Genomic DNA, 19,907 nt, shown 5'->3' with positions numbered 1-19,907 from the left:
GCTATCGGAATGGCTACAAAAAAAACAACAATAATGGTAACACTTATTCAATTCGAAAAGTCAGATTTCACACTATTTAAATCGTGGATTGGATCAGCGCGTGAACTCTTACAGTTTGCAGGCCCTTATTTTGCTTTTCCGATTACCGACCAGCAACTTGAAAAATACATTACAGATCCAAAGCGACAAATCTTTAAAATAACTGATACAGCAACTAAAGAAATTATTGGTCATTGTGAATTAAACTTCGAGCGGAATACCCCAAGACTTTGCCGTATTTTAATTGCGAAAAGCTCTGACCGGAATAGAGGCTATGGCAAAAGCACTGTAAATGCACTCCTGAAGCTACTTTTTATAGACGGTAACTATGGCATAGCTGATCTAAATGTCTATGAATGGAATGTCAATGCCATTCGATGCTATCAAGAAGTAGGTTTTCGGATCAACGAAAACATTAGTTCGGAAGTATCCATTGGGGATGAAACCTGGAAAAGCCTCAACATGCAGATTAGGAAATCTGAATGGAAAACTAATGGGTAATATGAAAGCTGTGCAAAAATGAAGCTTATAACCGTATAATAAATCCTATTAGTACGATAGGTCAGCTTCCTGCGCAAAGTATTTGTACATGCAAAAAAAACCTTTGTTTGACTTCAACAACTTTGACATCAAACAAAGGGCCTTACTATCATAAACACCTGAAATTTGCAGTGTTTTTTCTTCTAGTATTCGATCAAGACTTCAGTCACTTGCGCGCCTTGCTTAGCACTCTTAAATTTAAACTTCACTTTCTGATTCAAATTCAATTTCTGCCCGACCAAACGGTCGTTGAAATAAACAGATTGCTGGGTTTCGTTGTCTCTGATGAATCCATAGTTGGAATCGTTATTATAGTGGACAACTTTTCCAAAGGAATACTCATCATGATGATTTGAGACCATACTTGGACTCTCACCTTCTTTCAATTTTATTGCAGGTCTGTCTGAGATATTCCCATTTTCATCAACATAAGCAAACAATTCTTCCAAAGATTTTCCCTTGTCATTGTTTGTTTTATTGAATTCCTTTTTCTCATTTTTTTGCTGCTTCTTGAGTAATTTCTTTTTTTCTCGTTCTTTTTTGTTAAATGTGATTTGGCTTTTGCTCATTCAATATCGATTAAAGTAAATGTTCCCGTGGAGGTTTCGGACCTTTAGAGCTTCGTTGAAAAGATAAAAATGCGATGTATTCTAAGGAGATAATTGCAAATATACGAAAAATTCTTTAAAAATGCATATTGCCTATCCTTATTCGCTTTGCTGGCCCACGACAATAGGTGTTTTGCTTTAATTATCAGTAGATGGAAAAGTAGTGCGAATTAGACAAACATGACAGTGAGCAAAAAATTAAAAATTACATAAAACAAAACGTCCTTTAAGACGTTATTTTTTAAAAAAATTATGGAGATAAAAAACATTGAGACAGACCAAAGAGGTAATTTCGTTGCAGAGGTTGAAAATAATGAAGCCGGAATTTTAGAGTATACGTGGCAAAACGATCATGAATTTTCGATTGACCACACGGAAGTGCACGAAGAATACAGAGGAATGAGTGTAGGCAAAAAATTAGTACTGGAGGCAGTTGACTATGCACGAAAGAACGACGCTAAAATTGTTCCCAATTGCCCATATGCGAAAGCAATCTTTGAAAAGACAATAGCGTTTCAAGATGTATTAGCATAAAAAAGCCGTTTTATCTTTATGATAAAACGGCTTTTTTATTGGAAAGTGAATCTGGTTAGACCACAATATTGATTATTTTCCCTTTAACAAAAATAATCTTTTTTATGGCTTTCCCATCTAGATGACGTTGTACATCGGCATGTGATCTGATGATATCTTCGATCGTCTTTTGATCTAGATCGAGCGCTAACGATAGATTGAATTTCATCTTTCCGTTGAAGGATACCGGATACGCAAATTCTGATTCGACTAAATATTCCGGTCTAAATATAGGGTAAGAAGCAGAAGAAAGTGTACCGGCTTCATTCCCTAATAGCGTCCACAGCTCTTCCGTAATGTGGGGTGCATACGGTTGGAGGGTGATAATGAATTGTTCCAGTATCTGTCGCTTATTGCATTTTAAATCTGTTAAGTCATTCACACAGATCATAAATGCAGAAACCGAAGTATTGAAAGAAAAACGCTCAATATCGTCTTCCACCTTTTTAATAATTTTATGTAAGGCTTTAAATTCTGCTTTTGTAGGCTCTTCGTCGGAAACATTGAAATTACCCTCTGCATCATGAAACAGACGCCATACCTTACGTAAGAATTTATAAACTCCTTCTATACCATTAGTATTCCAAGGCTTAGCTTGCTCCAAAGGCCCCAAAAACATTTCGTACAGCCGCAGTGTGTCCGCTCCATAAGATTCGATAATATCATCTGGATTGACAACATTGAATTTGGACTTCGACATTTTCTCCACCTCGCTACCGCAGATATACTTGCCATTCTCCAATACAAATTCAGCATTTGAAAAATCAGGTCTGAAGTTTTTGAATTTTTCTAAATCCAACACATCATTTTGTACAATATTTACGTCAACATGTAACGGTATAGTTTTATATTCATCTCTCAGCCCGTAAGACACAAATTGATTTGTACCTCTACCCTCTTCATCCAACACACGATACACAAAATTAGAGCGCCCTTGAATCATTCCTTGATTAATCAATTTACGGAATGGCTCTTCCTCGTTCTGGTAGCCCAAATCTTTTAAGAATTTATTCCAAAAGCGCGAATACAATAGGTGCCCGGTAGCATGCTCCGAACCACCGATATATAAATCTACTGCTTTCCAATAGTCTACAGCTTCTTTGGACGCAAAGTCACCGTCGTTTTTCGGATCCATATATCTAAACCAATACCATGAAGAGCCTGCCCATCCGGGCATTGTACTCAATTCATACTCATATTGATCTTCATATTTCCAACCTTTTGCTCTTGCTAAAGGGGGTTCGCCTGATTCCGTTGGCAAATATTTATCAACTTCCGGCAATAAGAGAGGCAATTCTTCTTCTTTAATTAAATAAGGTAATCCATTTTTAAAGTATACAGGCACGGGTTCGCCCCAATAGCGCTGACGTCCAAAAATGGCATCCCGCATACGGAAGTTTATTTTCGCTTTACCCAATTTGATCGCCTCCAACTTGGCAATTAAAGCAGGTACAGCTTCTTGATAAGTCATACCATTGATAAAATCGGAATTAATATATTTCCCATCCTTATTGGGATCAGCTTCTTCTTCAATATTTTGAGTATCTGAAATAGGAATAATAGGAAGATCAAAGTGCTTAGCGAATACATAATCCCGTTGATCGCCACTAGGTACAGCCATGACAGCGCCTGTTCCATAACTGGCTAATACATAATCTGCGATCCAAATCTGTACGTCTTGTCCCGAAAGTGGGTGCTTGGCATACGAACCCGTAAAAGCCCCTGAAACTGTTTTCGTATCGGCCATACGATCCAATTCAGACTTTTTGGAAGTTTTCTCAATATAGGCACTTACCTCGGATTGTTGCTGAGGGGTAGTTAATGCTGATACCAATTCGTGCTCTGGAGCTAAAACGACAAATGAAACGCCAAAAATAGTATCTACACGTGTCGTAAAAACTTCGATGACCGTATCTAATTGTGGTACGGGGAATTTCACGGAAGCACCCACCGATTTTCCGATCCAGTTACGTTGCATTTCTACCAAAGGTTCGGGCCAATCAACCGTATCCAACCCTCTCAGGAGCCGATCAGCATAAGCTGTGATCCGCATAGACCATTGCATCATCTTCTTTTGCTCGACGGGATATCCTCCACGCTCAGAAACCCCATTGATTACCTCATCATTCGCTAATACAGTTCCCAGCGCAGCACACCAATTTACTGTACTTTCTCGTAAATAAGCAATCCGGTACTTCAGCAATTCACGTTGTTGTTTTTCTTCATCAAAAGATTTCCAATCTTCAGCGCTAAATTCCAAAACGTCCTCATCAGCAACCGCTGCAATAGCAGCAGATCCATTTGTAGCAAACCTCGCCATCAACGTTTCGATCGGTTCGGCTTTATCCGATTCTTTATTATACCAAGAATCAAATAATCTCATAAAAATCCACTGCGTCCATTTGTAATAGGAAGGATCTGAAGTACGCACTTCCCGGCTCCAATCAAAAGAGAATCCAATGTTATCCATCTGTTCCCGATAACGATTGATATTGACTTCAGTCGTTACGGCTGGATGCTGGCCCGTTTGAATCGCATATTGCTCCGCAGGAAGACCAAAAGAATCATACCCCATCGGATGCAACACATTAAAACCTTTTAAACGTTTATACCTTGAAAAGATATCCGAAGCAATATAGCCCAGCGGATGACCAACGTGCAACCCCGCTCCGGAAGGATAAGGAAACATATCCAATACATAGTATTTTGGCTTTTGTTGCGTATCAGAAGTTTTAAACGTTTGATGATCCGCCCAAAATTTTTGCCACTTTTTCTCTAATGATTTGTGATTATACTCCATTTTTATTCTTAAGGAATTTTTATGACTGGCGAAATTACGATTTAATACTGAAATGTGATAAAAGTTTTGTAGTTTGAACAATAAATTATAGTATTGAAAAGTTAATTAAGCATAGGTAGAAAACAGGGTTCGAATTGATTTTTATCAAAGTAATTACAAGATTAATTCGAAATCTTCCACTCAAATAGTTACTTTCGCAAATAAATTTTCGCTTATTATGTCAGAATACGAATTAAGCACACAAAAAAGAAAAACAAAATCTGTATATGTATCTACGGTTATTAGTATCGCTCTAGTGTTATTGGTAACAGGTATGTTGGGATTGCTCTTGGTGCATGCTAAAAATCTTTCGAAATACGTTAAGGAAAATATCGTCTTAAATGTCATCGTGAACGATGGTACGAGCGAAGGTGATGTTCTTTCATTGCAAAAAGATCTCGAGAAAGACACCTATGTGCTTCGTACCGAATATATCAGTAAAGAGTTAGCAGCAAAAAATCTAAAGGAAGACCTTGGCGAAGATTTCGTACAGTATCTGGGGCATAACCCTCTTTTACCTTCATTGGATGTTTATATGAAAGAGAATTATGCCAATACAGATAGTATTAAAACTTTTATTGAAAAAATCTCCAAAAACAATAAAATTAAAGAGGTGGTTTATCAGGAGTCTCTGATCGACATGGTGAACAAAAACGTCCGGATCATAGGGGTGATTGTACTTGCATTTGCTGTTATCCTGCTAATTATCGCAGTCGCTTTAATTAACAACACGATACGTCTTGCTATTTACTCCCAACGTTTCTTAATTAAAAGTATGCAGCTTATTGGGGCTACTAAAAACTTTATCCGTAAACCATTTATAACGTATGGTATTATTCATGGTTTGCTCGGTTCCTTGATCGCGATTCTACTGCTTATTTTAACCTTGAAGTTTGCGCAACAGCAAATACCTGAACTGGTATTTTTACGTAACTGGTTTGAATTTGCTGTGATATTTTTAGGAGTAATCCTCATTGGGATTCTCATTTCGGGACTTAGCACTTATTTCGCAGTAACAAAATACTTAAAGGCACAATCTAACGATTTATACAGATAAAAAATGGCTCAAATAAAGAAATCTACTGAATCAGTTAATAAAGGTTCATTTGTATTCTCCAAAATAAATTACCAACTGTTTATAGCTAGCGTATTAGTTGTAATCATTGGATTTATATTGATGTCCGGTGAAACCGATATTTATAGCTTTACCAAAATTACATTGGCGCCGATTGTTGTTGTTCTCGGTTTTGCAATAGGTTTTGCAGCAATTTTATACCGTCCCAAGAACAAATCCAATTAAAGTATAATCTTAATTCTAAAAGATGTCTATTATTGAAGCGATTATCCTTGCTATCATTGAAGGATTAACGGAGTTTTTGCCTGTGTCTTCGACAGGCCATATGATCATAGCCACTGCCTTAATGGGTATACAGCCCTCGGCATTTGTCAAGTTATTTACGATTGTCATCCAGATGGGAACGATATTGTCCGTTCTGGTATTATACTACAAGCGTTTTTTTAAATCGCTCTCATTTTACTATAAATTGATCATTGCGGCTATTCCTGCATCCGTGTTAGGGTTGCTTTTTAACGATTATATCGACTCCCTATTGGAAAGCCCGCTAATGGTCGCGATCATGTTGGTTGTAGGCGGCTTAGTATTACTGTTTGTTGACAGGTGGTTTAACAAACCTACAGTAGAAGATTCCGACAAAGTTTCATACAAACAAGCTTTTATGATTGGGGTGTATCAATGCCTTGCATTAATCCCCGGTACCTCAAGATCTGCTAGTACCATTATCGGTGGTATGGCCGAAAAACTGACACGTAAAGCTGCTGCAGAATTTTCCTTCTTTCTTGCCCTGCCGATGATGTTTGGTGCTTCTGCTGTAAAGCTGTTAAAGTTCTTTAAAGAAGGGAACACCTTTAATGGGGAAGAGCTCAATTTGCTTATTATTGGCAATCTAATTGGTTTCGTTGTCGCAATAGTTGCGATTAAATCTTTTATCGGCTTCTTGACTAAATACGGTTTTAAAGCATTTGGTTGGTATCGAATAATCGTTGGTGTCATTATTCTTACCCTCCTACTTTCGGGTCATAGTTTACAAATTATTTAAAATCTTTTGATGGAAAATATAAAGGTTAGTGAAAACTCAGCGAAGTTTCATTTTGCTGAAGGAGAAATGCTGTTGATTGATAAACCTTTGACTTGGACTAGTTTTGATGTGGTTGGTAAAATCAGAAACTCCATCAAGCCGTTAAAATTAAAAGTCGGTCATGCAGGAACTTTAGATCCGCTTGCGACCGGTTTACTGATCGTATGCACAGGCAAATTCACAAAGAAAATAGATAGTTACCAAGCCGAAGACAAAGAATACACTGGAACCATTACATTGGGAGCTACCACGCCTTCCTATGATCTGGAAACAGAAATTAACGAAACATTTCCTATCGATCATATTACAGACGATATGATAATGGAATCTGCAAAAGCATTTGAAGGCGAAATTCAACAATTTCCTCCTGCTCATTCGGCTATAAAAATCAATGGCGAACGGGTCTATGAAAAAGCACGCCGCGGTGAAGAGGTTGAAATAAAATCCCGTCAAGTTCGAATCAATAGTTTTCTTATTGAAAAAATTGAGCTTCCCAACGTGTATTTCCGCATATCCTGTTCAAAGGGAACATACATTAGATCCTTGGCCTATGACTTCGGAAAATCCTTACAGAGTGGATCACATCTAAGTTCTTTGAGGCGTACCAAAAGTGGGGATTATTCAGTAGAAAATGCCTGGAATTTAGAAAAACTTATCGCGGAAATAAAACGTCATAAAGAGATCATTAAATAACTCTATCAACCCATTTTATTGATACTTTATCTTATTTTTGCAAAAACTCCTATAAATGAAAATCTACAGAAGTTTAGATGATTTCTCACCTATTGAAAATGCAGTTGTAACCATCGGCACTTTTGACGGTGTTCATATTGGCCATCAAAAAATATTGGCTCACTTAAAGGAAGCTGCTCATAAAATCAGTGGAGAGACAATTTTGCTCACTTTTTTTCCACACCCGCGTTTGATTATCAATCCAGATGATGATAGTTTGCGCTTAATCAATGATATCGAAGAAAAGGTCAGTCAGCTGAGTAAAGTTGGCATTGACCATTTAATCATAATTCCCTTTTCCCGTGATTTTTCCAATCAAACTCCAGAAGAATATATTAGTAATGTCCTTGTGGGAAAACTTGGTACAAAAAAAATTGTAATAGGATACGATCACCATTTCGGAAAGGATCGACAGGGAAGTATGGGCGATTTAGAACAGTTTGCCTCCATATTTGATTACAGTGTCGACGAAATTCCCGAGCAGGATATTAATGATATTGCCGTATCCTCCACACGGGTACGCGAAGCACTTATAAAGGGTGACATAAAAACGGCAAATCTATATTTGGGATATCCTTTCGAATTGACAGGTACTGTGATTAGAGGAGACCAAATCGGACGTACAATTGGATTTCCAACGGCAAATTTACAGGTTCACGAACCGCATAAACTTATACCAGCTTATGGGATATATGCTGTTGAGGTCTATATCTACAATCACATCCAAAACATTACTACTGGGGAATACAAAGAAGAAAGCCCTATTTCAATTGCTAAAGGAATGGGGTATATAGGAACTAGACCCACCGTCGATGGTATGAACCGAGCTATTGAAATCAGCCTCTTTGATTTCGATCAGGATATTTACGGCAAAACACTGCGTGTAAAATTCCTTCATTTTATCCGTCATGATGAACGTTTCGAATCGTTAGAAGCAATGAGAGAGCAGATCAGATCAGACGAAGCCCAAATTAGAACTCTTATTGGTTAGAATGGAGTAATTAATTATCAAATAAAAAAGCGGAAAATTCCCGCTTTTTATTTGATAAGAGCTTCGATGCCTAATCGATAGCTGTCCAAACCAAAACCACAAATTACGCCTTGACAGTTCTTCGCTAAAAACGAATGATGGCGGAATTCTTCTCTTTGGTGGACATTACTGATGTGGACCTCTACAACAGGAGTTGTAATAGCTGCAATCGCATCGCCAAGCGCAACGGAGGTATGTGTATACGCTCCGGCATTTAATACAATTCCATCAAAGTCGAAACCAACCTCGTGGATCTTATCGATTAGAGCTCCTTCTGAGTTGCTTTGAAAATAGTGCAGTTGCAAACTTGCAAACTGCTGTTTAAGCGCTTCAAAATAGCTAACGAAATCCTGGCTACCATAAATTGATTTTTCTCTTACACCCAATAAATTCAAATTTGGGCCATTCAGTATAAGGATCTTTTTCATCGGAATATCATTGTTATAAATCATTATAAATTGCCCGGAAACTTGAGCGAAGTCCGAATGAGATAACGCCAGATTTATTGACGATAGGCGATTCATATTTCGCTTTTGCATAACGTTGGGTGTATCCGAGCTCTAGACGAAGATTATACTTTGGATTAAGTACATAGGCTGCCTTCGCGTCTGCATAATAGATAGTATTCTTTATACCTTGTGCAATATGATTGCCATATAAGTTTGGTATTGTATTATAGGACTGAAAGATGTTCCCTCCCATGTTACTTCCGTCGGGTAGATCCAGCCCGTTTTGAGTAAACATTCCCTGTACCGAAAAGTCCCATCTGTCCCATGCATAATTAACTAGGCCAACAAGCTCTCTAAAGTTTGCGCCTTTTGGATGCGCCAATGGCTCGGCGTTGTTACTATAGTTTGAATACGATTTAAAGTGCGCGTAGGTATAGGGTCTAGCTGTATTGTATTCGGCTAGAAAGTTTAAATTCTTTACGCCAAACATATCATACCCTCTTACACCAAGCTGTGCACCCCATTTATTATGTGCGTATCCATTTCCTGCAAAAAATTCTTTCGCCGTAAACTCTCCTAACAAGAACTGGCCATATGCTGTCAATCTATATGGAAGCTTATACTTGGAAGTTAAGCCCAAAAACATTTTATCCGGCGAAGTCGTATTGTTACTTTCGACAGGGCGAATAAAGATAACTGGACTTAGGTAACTAAAATCAAACCCCCTTCTTCCTCCTTCATCCTGCGCGGCCCAAACAACGGATTGGAAAAAACCTACCGATAATTTATTGGTTACATTCCAATCCAAATATTGAAAAGCCCCCCATTTCTTTCCATCTCCCAAACGGGTATTATTTTGCCCCTCCATAGGATATGTGCCCGTTAAATCTTGTCTAGGGTGTGTTGGATCATTCATATAGGCCCAAATTGAGGTGTATTGAACATTTCCTATCGTTCCGGTCAATTTAAGATGGGCATAGTTCGAAGAAAAGTCGGACAGAAGCATGGAGCGATAACCATCTCCAATGAAGTTTTTATCGTAAGCCAAAGTAGCCTGGATATATTTATGTGCGTCATAAGTCATGCTCGCTGTAGCATACATCCAGTCCATTTTATTTTTAGACTGAAATTTCGTATTTCCTTGGCCAGGAACAACTTTATTCGCAACAATGTAGTCATCCAGATATTTGGGAAAAACTGCTTGGCTTTCAAATGCTGACGTATTGAATGTAAACTTGTTCCCCACATTTAATCCCACCTGAAATCCTCTACTATTCATCCAAGTACGCCGTTTATCGCCTAGCATATCTTTTCCCATATAAAGATCTGGTAAAAAATCAGCATAGAACGTATAATCGTCCTTCTCGACTTGGATAAGATGCTCATTAAAAATCTTGCGCATAAACCAGTTGGACGATGACACGGGTTTGTTAGATTGAATTGAATCAAACTTGGCTAACAATAAAGAGTCTTTAATAACGAAGGGTTTAGCAGAAGTATGGATCCTGGTTTCCGTAGAATAAACAGCTTCGTTCATTTTCTGATAAAAATGATACGAATAAGGCTGGCTCTTAATTTGGGCAACAGCTCCTAAGGAAACACCTACTCCAATGCTAGCCAACGCCAATCGAAGTAAATTATTGTTTTTTGTTATATTAAGCCTCATAAAATTTTTTAAAAGATTGTTTTTTATAGCAAAATGCATTCCTAAACGCAAATTAACCGAATAAAAATGACTTAATTCACATCTTTGGTCAATTTTATAATGCTAAATCGTATTTGCTATTCCTTTTATTCAAAAATATTTCTATCTTGCATGTTAATAAATAACCTTATATCATAAATAAACAGTCCTATAAGCATGAAGCGTAGAGCATTTATCCAAAACGCAAGCCTGTTAACAGCAGGTGCACTAACCAGCAAATTTTCATTTGCTCAAGAACATTCTTTTCCTACAGTCCGTACCGTCAAAGAGAAGAGGCTTTTTTCGAGTAAAGTAATAGAAGATGCAATTGTAGAATTTCAGAAAAATGTTAAAAATAAGGAGCTGTCGTGGTTATTTAATAACTGTTTTCCCAATACTCTTGACACCACAGTCTTCCCCTATGTTCAAAACGGAAGAAACTACACGTACGTCATTACAGGAGATATAGACGCCATGTGGTTACGTGATAGCAGTGCGCAAGTATGGCCCTATCTTCCCTTTATGAAAAAGGATAAAAAATTACAGGATCTGATTGTTGGACTAATCCAAAAGCAGAGTAAATGTATCAATATTGACCCTTACGCGAATGCATTTTATAATGATCCAACCAAAAAGGGCGAATGGTTTAGCGATCATACAGACATGAAACCAGGGATTCATGAACGGAAGTGGGAAATCGATTCGTTGTGCTATCCAATTCGATTAGCCTATCATTACTGGAAAGAAACCAAAGACAGTAGTCCATTTAATGAGGAATGGCTGGAAGCCCAACATAAAATATATCAAACTTTCGTTGAGCAACAACGAAAAGACAGCCTCGGTCCTTATAAATTTGAGCGCACTACCGCAAGAGGATCAGATACGTTGCAGGTTGATGGTTATGGATATCCCGTGAATCCGGTTGGATTGATCTGTTCTAGTTTTCGACCTTCGGACGATTCTACCGTATTCTCGTTCTTGATTCCCTCCAATTTGTTTGCAATTGTGAGTCTTAGACAATCTGCAGAGATATTGAAAAAAGTCAAAAATGAAAAGGCACTCGCCGATAAAATGGAAGCGCTCGCAAACGAGGTAGAAGCAGCAGTAAATAAGTACGGCATAATAGATCACCCAACACTAGGTCGTATATATGCCTTCGAAGTGGACGGGTTTTCAAGTCATCTGATGATGGATGATGCCAATATTCCCAGCCTACTGGCCTTACCGTACTTAGGGGCTGTCGATATCAATAATGAAGTTTATCAACGTACGCGTAACTTTGTGCTGTCCGATAAAAATCCATTCTTTTTCAAAGGAACGGCAGCAGAAGGAATTGGTGGTCCTCACATAGGCAGAGATATGATCTGGCCGATGTCCATTATCATGCGCGCACAGACCTCGACAAGTGATGAGGAGATTCGTAACTGTATTAAGACGCTGGTAAATACCCATGGTGGAACCGGATTTATGCATGAATCTTTTCATAAAGATGATCCTAAAAAATTCACAAGACATTGGTTTGCCTGGACGAATACATTATTTGGCGAATTAATTTGGAAAATATATAAAGAGAAACCATCTTTGCTACAATAAATCTGAATCTTGTAACGCACTGTTATAAGTGAAGGAATATATAACAGTGCGTTATGAATAATTTAAAAACTTCCGGTCCTATTGGTATTTTTGATTCTGGTTATGGCGGTCTCACCGTATTTAAAGAAATTCAACACCTTTTGCCTCAATATGATTATATCTATTTAGGTGACAATGCTCGTGTTCCCTACGGTACACGATCGTTTGAGACCGTTTATAATTACACCAAACAATGTGTTTTTAAACTATTCGACTTGGGATGTAACCTCATTATATTGGCCTGTAATACAGCTTCAGCTAAAGCATTAAGAACCATTCAACAAAATGACCTTCCCCCCGGAAAGAACGTACTCGGAGTAATTAGACCCACTACCGAAATGGTTCATAATTTTACTAAAACCAATAAAATTGGTATTTTAGCAACTACGGGTACAGTCAATTCAGAATCCTATAAAATAGAAATTCACAAATTTAACCCTGAAATTGAGGTTTTTCAACATGACTGCCCTTTTTGGGTGCCATTAGTAGAGAACAATGAAATGAATACCAAAGGCGCTCATTATTTTGTCGAAAAGGATATACGGGAACTGTTACAACAATCGGCTCAGATTGACACCATAGTGCTTGCTTGCACGCATTACCCGTTATTATTGCCTGTAATAGAGAAGTATGTACCAAACCATATTCAGATTATCTCCCAGGGTCCCATTGTCGCGGCTAGCTTAAAAGACTATCTGAATAGACATAAAGAAATTGAGATACTTTGTTCCCAAGATGAACAATTGACATTCTACACGACTGATGACCCGCATGATTTTGAAAGCAAAGCAACGATATTTTTTGGAAAATCAATAGTCGCTAGCCATATAATCGTTTGATAAATTCGAAGATACCAATTTTAAAATTGAAAAATTTCTAAAACTTTTACGCTGCAATTTTCGTTATTCTGTCAATAAAAGGTGAATAAAATGAAAAAGAACTTTATAACCATTGCATATAATCAGGATACACAGCATTGCGAATCTAAAGAGTTTTCAAGTATTCAGGAAAGTGCGGAGTATTTTAAAACGTTAGAAACTTCTGCAGAGCCCAATTACCTTCCTGTATGTACTTATAATTTAAACACCAATACGATTTTGGATATAAGTGACTATTATGTCAACAAGGATAGTGAGCTACAGCAGATCATAAATAGTTGCCTTTCGGAAAGATAATGTCGAGTTATAACCGTCTGTCAAAGGATCGGTCTAGATCCATATGTCTTCATTATGTTATGTACTCATCTTATTTATAATATTACATCCCTTTAAAATAATATCTCGTTAATTTTTAATATCTTCAAATCGATAATCAAACCAAATAACTTACTGATAATGAAAACCAAATTGACTATAAGCCTTTTAACAGTATCATTAGGATTGACGGCATGTAATTCAAGTCCTGCTAGTTCGGCTTCAGGTTCGGATAGCAGTGCGAATGCTCCCGTGGATACAACGAGCTATCCTGCTGTAGAAACACAAAAGGCAAACACAAATTATAAGCCGGCATTTGCTGGACAAACTAGAATTCAGGGTGCGAAAACTACCACACCTTATGAAGGTAAAGTGATTGCAGAGGGATTAAAATCACCTTGGGGCATTACCGCAATGCCTGATGGCCGATTATTGATATCAGAAAAAGAGGGCGATTTTAGAATTGCAACAAAAGATGGTGAATTAAGTGAACCAATCAAGGGTTTACCTCCCGTCAATAGTAGCGGGCAAGGAGGACTTTTGGGTGTACGACTTGATCCAAATTTCGAATCAAACCGCATGGTATATTGGGTTTTTTCCGATAACACAGCGGCCGGAACATTAACTGCAGTTGCCAAAGGAAAATTATCGGCCGACGAAAAATCCATAGAAGGTGCTAAGGTGATCTATCAAGCAACTCCTGCTCATAAAGGCAACTTGCATTATGGCGGACGCATTATATTTGACAAAAATGGAAATATTATTGTCAGCACAGGCGAAAGGTCTGATTTAGTTACAAGACCTTTGGCTCAGGATTTAAATGCAGCATTAGGAAAGATTTTACGTATTACCACCGATGGACAACCTGCCCAAGGGAACCCATTTTTGGCCAATTCGAATGCACGTCCTGAAATTTTTAGCTATGGACATCGCAATCCTCAGGGACTCGCCCTACATCCGGAAACTGGCGATCTTTGGGAAACCGAATTCGGTCCACGTGGAGGTGATGAATTGAATAGAATTGAATCTGGTAAGAATTACGGGTGGCCAACAATTACATATGGCATCGAATACAAAGGGGATAAAGTTGGTGAGGGTATACAGCAGAAAGATGGCTTAGAACAACCTGTTTATTACTGGGATCCTGTCCTCTCCCCTAGTGGAATAGCTTTCTATACTGGCCAAAACATTCCAGAATGGAAGAATAATCTCTTCATTTGCGGACTAAGCAGTATGCATATCGCTAGAATTATACTAAAAGATAACAAGGTGGTTGGAGAAGAACGTCTACTAGGTAATGAAGGACAGCGATTTAGAGATATTACACAGGGTAAAGATGGGGCTTTGTATGCTATAACAGACCTCGGAAAATTATATAAGATTGATAAAAAATAAATGAATTGATGTAGAGCAACCCTTTTCCACTGGGTTGCTCTTTTCAATTAGACATAAATTCCCATTCACAAATAACCCCAGTAAAGCAGGTCTTTATTTAGCCAAAAATGGCAAATAACACAATTTGGCTCGATTATTGTTTTATAATAGCGTATCAATAAATTATTATATGGTTAAAAAAGAAAAAATGAAAAAATTATTAGAGATCAATCCTTTGTCGTTCTACATGACTAACTGGGGATTCGTAAACAACGCTACCCCGAAAACTACGCGCAAAACCTGCCAACCTTCTCCAAAAATTTAAGCGCTTTAGCTTAAATACTTCAATCAAATTTTCATTAAAATCATCTGCTGATATCCTCCATACGGATATTAAGTAAGAGATTTATTTCTTTTACTAATAATATCCGTATAGCGGGGTATCAACCTATGCAAAAAAAAATGCCAATATGATCACTATAATAATACAAGCAATCATAATGTATTTATTCAATTGGCTATTTCTCTCTCCTTCATCACTTTTATAGTGGTAATCTCGTTTATTTGGCAAATTCATAAGCTTGTTTTTAATCATGATGAAGTTAACAACTTTTTTCCATATTATTCGTGATGATAAGGCTCGCCTTTCATAATGGAAAAAGCTCGATATAGCTGCTCTGTAAAAAACAATCTGATCATTTGGTGGGAAAATGTCATTTTGGATAGTGAGATTTTTGACTTCGCTCGATCATAAATTTTTTGATCGAAACCATAAGGCCCTCCTATAACAAACACCAGATGTTGGACACTTTGTATCATCATCTTCTCCAGATAAACAGAAAACTCTAAAGATCTAAATTCTTTTCCATGTTCATCCAATAAGACAACAAAATCTTGGGGCTGTAGCTGCTTTAAAATCAAAAGGGCTTCTTTGTCTTTCTGCTGTTCAGCAGAAAAACTTTTAACATTTTTGATGTCGGGTAGAACAACAATATTAAAGTTGACATAAAACTTTAATCGCTTCGTATATTTTTCAATTCCCTCAATCAGGTATTTTTCATCCGTCTTACCTATGCAAAGTAATGTTATCTTCATCTAGACGTTTTATAAGTGTTTGCAAAAAATTTCGCTTGTCTTTTTTCCGACAATTTTAAATCGAATCACGACCTTTAGCCAAGCCCTAAAATCTTAATAAATTGGGTATGTGTACAAATTAAGTAAACTTCTAATTTATTTAAAATAAACCCAATCAAAAAGGCAAAAATTGTACTCCAACTATTCCTATATTCATTCACTTTTCATCTATTCTGCATTTAACAAGTGTATCAAACAAACCACACAATACAGAAAATCGGCGATACTAATACCCTACCTCGATAACAACCCCTCCACATCAGCAGTATACGGCACATGCCGTTTTAAACGAAAAAACCGAATTAAATCATTCGGTTTTTTCTGTTATTTAGGAATACTTATGTAAAATTAATCGCTAAAATGGCGCATCATCAGGCATGTCGTTCATTCGAGATGGCATCGTAATACCTCCACTGAAGCCACCAGCACTAAAATCATCAGCAAAGTTTGGTGACGGATTCAATGCTGAAGCAGAAAATGTGGACGGTGAATCGCCGAATCCATCTCCACCACCAAGACCCGAAAACTCATCTTCTAAATCCACAAACTTTACAAATTTACCCACAAAGCGAAGTGGTACAATTCCAGTCTCCCCATTACGGTGTTTTGCAATAATAACTTCACCGACACCGGCAGTAGGACGCCCCTCTTCATCTTCTGTCAAACCATAATATTCGGGTCTATATAAGAAAAGAACCATATCCGCATCCTGCTCAATAGAACCAGACTCCCGTAAATCGGACAACATAGGACGCTTACTATTTCCTGGTCTTGACTCTACGGCACGACTCAGCTGCGACAATGCAAGCACAGGAATATTTAACTCTTTAGCCACAGATTTCAAAGCACGGGAAATACTACCGATCTCTTGTTCGCGATTCCCCCCACCTTTACCTTCAGCCTTTCCATGCATTAGCTGCAGGTAATCGACGATCACCATTTGAATATCGTATTGTGCCTTTAAGCGCCTACATTTAGCTCTAAATTCGAACACGTTCAACGCCGGCGTATCATCAATAATAATAGGCGCATCCGTTAAACGACCAATTCGCGAATGTAATTGTTGCCATTCATGGTCAGCAAGATTTCCTTTTTTTAATTTTTCTTGCTCAATTTCGGTTTCACCGGCAATAAGACGATTGACAAGCTGAACAGACGACATCTCCAGCGAGAATACAGCAACGGCTTTACCATGCTCCACAGCGGCATTACGCGCTACAGAAAGTACAAATGCGGTCTTTCCCATCGCTGGACGTGCCGCAATAATAACAAGATCAGAAGGCTGCCAGCCGGATGTCATACGATCCAGTGCTGTTAAGCCAGAAGGCACTCCGGTTAAACCATCTGTACGGTCGCGCAGCATCTCAAGATTAGAAATCGCCTCACGCATGATATCGTCCATTTTTCGGGAATCTCTCCGTAAGTTATTCTGCGCGATATCAAATAAGCTTTTCTCGGCATGATCCAAAAGATCAAAAATATCTGAGGTTTCATCATATGAACTATTGATAATTTCCGTAGAAACCTTGATAAGCTCACGCTGAATATATTTCTGTGAAATAATACGTGCATGATACTCAATATTAGCTGCCGAAACCACGCGATCTGTCAATTGCGTAATATAATAGGCACCACCGACCATTTCAAGAGCCCCCATCCGTCTAAGCTCCGAGGTAACGGTTAATATATCAATTGGAGAAGTTTTTTGAAAAAGACCGAAAATCGCTTCAAAGATCTTTTGATGTGATTCTTTGTAGAATGATTCCGGTTTGAGAATATCAATAATTTCGCTCAGCGCATTCTTTTCAAGCATTAAAGCTCCCAAAACAGCTTCCTCAAGATCCACTGCCTGCGGCGGAAGTTTACCCAAACCACTCACCAAATTATTTAATTTGGTACGACGTCCGCCGTAATTACCCCGTTTGTTATTATCCGTGTTATTCGCTTCAAAATTACTGTCGTTCATCATGATATTATATCAGAAATATAGCTTTGCTATCCGTATAAATTGTAGATAGGATAACAAATGTATAAAAAATAAAATTTACAACCATGCGTAGTTTCACACAGCGAAATTCAATGATCATTGCCAAAACCCTCAAAAGCTTTGAAGGACACAGATTTACACAACATCTTTTCAACAATGAATGTTGAAAAGATGTTGAAAACAAATAATCAACACTCAAAGTCAGTACATTAGAAAATGTTAATAACTTAAGCTGTTGTGAATAAGCAAAATGCTAAAAAATAAATCTATGACCATGACTAGCATCAAAACAAACCGACTTTCGTATGAAAACAAATCCCTCTTTAAGCACTAAAAAATACTCATATATCGTATATTTGTAAAATGACGCACGACTCTTCAACATTAAAACCCTATAAAGATACCAACGACGGTAAGAAAAAACAGGTAGCAGATATGTTTGACAATATCTCTCATTCCTATGATTTTTTAAACCACTTCATGTCTTTGGGTATTGACATTATATGGCGCAAAAAAGCCATCAATGCCTTAAAGTCCATAAAACCGCAACTGATGTTGGATGTAGCGACAGGAACCGGTGATTTTGCATTGGAATCAATTAAAATCTTGAATCCCAAAAAGATCATTGGGGTAGACATATCACAAGGAATGCTTGAGGTTGCCAAGAAAAAAATTGCAAGTAAGGGCCTCGAGAATCAATTTGAAATAGCACTAGGGGACTCCGAGAGGCTTCAATTTGAAGACAATACGTTCGATGCTGTTACCGTAGCGTTTGGTGTCCGGAACTTTGAGAACCTGGAAAAAGGCCTATCAGATATATACCGTGTCTTAAAACCCGGTGGAAAGGCTGTTATTTTAGAATTTTCGAATCCAAAGAAATTCCCTATTAAGCAGCTGTATAATTTTTATTTTAAGTTTATCACACCAACTATTGGAAAATTCTTTTCAAAAGATTCCAGTGCGTATGAATATTTACCAGAATCTGTTGCTCAATTTCCAGATGGAGAAAAGTTCGTTGCCATAAACAAAAAAGCAGGTTTTAACGAAACAATCGTTAGACCACAGACATTTGGCATCTGTACGATTTATATTGCTACAAAATAGCGACATCTACGAAGTGGTATTGAGTCAAATTGGATTAATTTTTTATAACAACGAGTTACACTATATGACTAAAACAGTTTTTATTACAGGAGCAAGTTCAGGCATCGGTCAAGCTTGCGCCGAAGTTTTAGCAAAAGAGGGTTATAATCTTTTACTTTGCGCGCGCAGGTTAAACCGTTTAGAAACATTAAAAAATACATTGCTCGCTTCCTACCCTACAATTCAAATCCATATTTTTGAACTTGATGTTCGAAACCAAGAACAGGTTGCGCATCAAATTGATGGTCTGCCAGCAGCATGGAAAAAAATACATATACTCATCAACAATGCGGGTCTAAGTCAAGGATTGGATCCCATCCAAGATGGTGATATCGGCGATTGGGACAGAATGATTGATACCAATATCAAAGGCCTATTGTATGTAAGTAACGCCGTGATACCACTCATGGATACTGAAAACGGCGCTCATATTGTTAATTTGGGATCTATTGCGGGAAAAGAAGTTTATCCGAATGGAAATGTGTACTGTGCCACCAAACACGCTGTTGATGCGTTGACGAAAGCTATGCGTATTGATTTGCTACCTCAGGGGATTAAAGTAACCTCTATCGACCCAGGAATGGTGGAAACAGAGTTTTCGGAAGTTCGTTTCCATGGAGATCGCGAAAAAGCTAAAAATGTTTACAATGGTGTACAACCCCTTACAGGGAAAGATATTGCCGAAACGATCCTTTTCGTCATTACCAGACCGGCACATGTCAATATCAACGATCTATTAATAATGCCTACAGCGCAAGCAACGGGCACCATTGTCAATCGAAAATAATTTAAAT

The 19,907-nt window shown here is 37.9% G+C and carries 19 protein-coding genes; 13 read left to right on the top strand and 6 right to left on the bottom strand.

The window, feature by feature from the left end; genetic code table 11:
* Positions 1-33: 33 nt before the first annotated feature.
* Entirely contained in the window at positions 34-540 is a 507-nt protein-coding gene (locus B2107_RS08195) for a GNAT family N-acetyltransferase (protein WP_293954866.1), read from the top strand.
* Positions 541-722: 182 nt separating this feature from the next.
* On the opposite strand, the gene B2107_RS08190 is transcribed toward B2107_RS08195, so the two are convergent.
* A complete protein-coding gene (locus B2107_RS08190; protein ID WP_293954864.1) occupies positions 723-1,148 on the bottom strand; it encodes a cold-shock protein in 426 nt (141 codons plus the stop codon).
* A gap of 291 nt (positions 1,149-1,439) precedes the next feature.
* On the opposite strand from B2107_RS08190, the gene B2107_RS08185 reads away from it, so the two are divergent.
* On the top strand, positions 1,440-1,721 hold the full coding sequence (locus B2107_RS08185; RefSeq protein ID WP_293954862.1) for a GNAT family N-acetyltransferase: 282 nt from the start codon (positions 1,440-1,442) through the stop codon (positions 1,719-1,721).
* 55 nt (positions 1,722-1,776) lie between these two features.
* On the opposite strand, the gene leuS is transcribed toward B2107_RS08185, so the two are convergent.
* Positions 1,777-4,560, bottom strand: coding sequence for a leucine--tRNA ligase (leuS, locus tag B2107_RS08180; RefSeq protein ID WP_293954860.1), 2,784 nt, complete (start codon positions 4,558-4,560; stop codon positions 1,777-1,779).
* 217 nt (positions 4,561-4,777) lie between these two features.
* Between leuS and B2107_RS08175 the strand changes: the two genes are divergently transcribed.
* From B2107_RS08175 to B2107_RS08155, 5 genes are read left to right on the top strand one after another with little or no spacing between them, the layout of a single operon-like run.
* Positions 4,778-5,656, top strand: a complete 879-nt coding sequence (locus B2107_RS08175) for a cell division protein FtsX (RefSeq protein WP_293954858.1) — start codon at positions 4,778-4,780, stop codon at positions 5,654-5,656.
* Between the two features lie 3 nt (positions 5,657-5,659).
* Entirely contained in the window at positions 5,660-5,899 is a 240-nt protein-coding gene (locus B2107_RS08170; RefSeq protein WP_293954856.1) for a DUF3098 domain-containing protein, read from the top strand.
* A gap of 22 nt (positions 5,900-5,921) precedes the next feature.
* Positions 5,922-6,716 (top strand): undecaprenyl-diphosphate phosphatase, encoded by a 795-nt coding sequence (locus B2107_RS08165; RefSeq protein ID WP_293954854.1) that lies wholly within the window; start codon positions 5,922-5,924, stop codon positions 6,714-6,716.
* 9 nt (positions 6,717-6,725) lie between these two features.
* The gene (gene truB / locus B2107_RS08160; RefSeq protein WP_293954852.1) at positions 6,726-7,448 is read left to right on the top strand and encodes a tRNA pseudouridine(55) synthase TruB; all 723 of its coding nucleotides are present in this window, start codon (positions 6,726-6,728) and stop codon (positions 7,446-7,448) included.
* Between the two features lie 55 nt (positions 7,449-7,503).
* Positions 7,504-8,478 (top strand): bifunctional riboflavin kinase/FAD synthetase, encoded by a 975-nt coding sequence (locus B2107_RS08155; protein ID WP_293954851.1) that lies wholly within the window; start codon positions 7,504-7,506, stop codon positions 8,476-8,478.
* A 47-nt stretch (positions 8,479-8,525) separates the two neighbouring features.
* Here B2107_RS08155 and aroQ read toward each other — a convergent pair whose 3' ends face one another.
* Both aroQ and B2107_RS08145 read right to left on the bottom strand, forming a co-directional pair.
* Positions 8,526-8,945 (bottom strand): type II 3-dehydroquinate dehydratase, encoded by a 420-nt coding sequence (gene aroQ, locus B2107_RS08150; protein ID WP_293954849.1) that lies wholly within the window; start codon positions 8,943-8,945, stop codon positions 8,526-8,528.
* Between the two features lie 13 nt (positions 8,946-8,958).
* Positions 8,959-10,632 (bottom strand): gliding motility protein RemB, encoded by a 1,674-nt coding sequence (locus B2107_RS08145; RefSeq protein ID WP_293954847.1) that lies wholly within the window; start codon positions 10,630-10,632, stop codon positions 8,959-8,961.
* Between the two features lie 195 nt (positions 10,633-10,827).
* Between B2107_RS08145 and B2107_RS08140 the strand changes: the two genes are divergently transcribed.
* The 4 genes from B2107_RS08140 (at position 10,828) to B2107_RS08125 (ending at position 14,870) form a co-directional block, all read left to right on the top strand.
* Positions 10,828-12,243, top strand: a complete 1,416-nt coding sequence (locus B2107_RS08140; protein WP_293954845.1) for a glycoside hydrolase family 125 protein — start codon at positions 10,828-10,830, stop codon at positions 12,241-12,243.
* Between the two features lie 53 nt (positions 12,244-12,296).
* Positions 12,297-13,121, top strand: coding sequence for a glutamate racemase (murI, locus tag B2107_RS08135; protein WP_293954843.1), 825 nt, complete (start codon positions 12,297-12,299; stop codon positions 13,119-13,121).
* A 90-nt stretch (positions 13,122-13,211) separates the two neighbouring features.
* On the top strand, positions 13,212-13,457 hold the full coding sequence (locus B2107_RS08130) for a hypothetical protein (RefSeq protein ID WP_293954841.1): 246 nt from the start codon (positions 13,212-13,214) through the stop codon (positions 13,455-13,457).
* Positions 13,458-13,616: 159 nt separating this feature from the next.
* On the top strand, positions 13,617-14,870 hold the full coding sequence (locus tag B2107_RS08125; protein ID WP_293954839.1) for a PQQ-dependent sugar dehydrogenase: 1,254 nt from the start codon (positions 13,617-13,619) through the stop codon (positions 14,868-14,870).
* Positions 14,871-15,470: 600 nt separating this feature from the next.
* On the opposite strand, the gene rlmH is transcribed toward B2107_RS08125, so the two are convergent.
* The gene (gene rlmH, locus B2107_RS08120; RefSeq protein WP_293954837.1) at positions 15,471-15,944 is read right to left on the bottom strand and encodes a 23S rRNA (pseudouridine(1915)-N(3))-methyltransferase RlmH; all 474 of its coding nucleotides are present in this window, start codon (positions 15,942-15,944) and stop codon (positions 15,471-15,473) included.
* Between the two features lie 394 nt (positions 15,945-16,338).
* The gene (gene dnaB / locus B2107_RS08115; protein WP_409456562.1) at positions 16,339-17,949 is read right to left on the bottom strand and encodes a replicative DNA helicase; all 1,611 of its coding nucleotides are present in this window, start codon (positions 17,947-17,949) and stop codon (positions 16,339-16,341) included.
* Positions 17,950-18,333: 384 nt separating this feature from the next.
* Between dnaB and ubiE the strand changes: the two genes are divergently transcribed.
* A complete protein-coding gene (gene ubiE / locus B2107_RS08110) occupies positions 18,334-19,074 on the top strand; it encodes a bifunctional demethylmenaquinone methyltransferase/2-methoxy-6-polyprenyl-1,4-benzoquinol methylase UbiE (RefSeq protein WP_293954833.1) in 741 nt (246 codons plus the stop codon).
* Between the two features lie 64 nt (positions 19,075-19,138).
* Positions 19,139-19,900 (top strand): SDR family oxidoreductase, encoded by a 762-nt coding sequence (locus tag B2107_RS08105; RefSeq protein ID WP_293954831.1) that lies wholly within the window; start codon positions 19,139-19,141, stop codon positions 19,898-19,900.
* The last annotated feature ends 7 nt before the right edge of the window (positions 19,901-19,907 follow it).

Source organism: Sphingobacterium sp. UBA7855 (assembly GCA_002500745.1).
Lineage (GTDB): Bacteria > Bacteroidota > Bacteroidia > Sphingobacteriales > Sphingobacteriaceae > Sphingobacterium.
The sequence above is the reverse complement of the archived record's forward strand: the minus strand, read 5'-3'. Positions and strand labels throughout refer to the sequence as shown.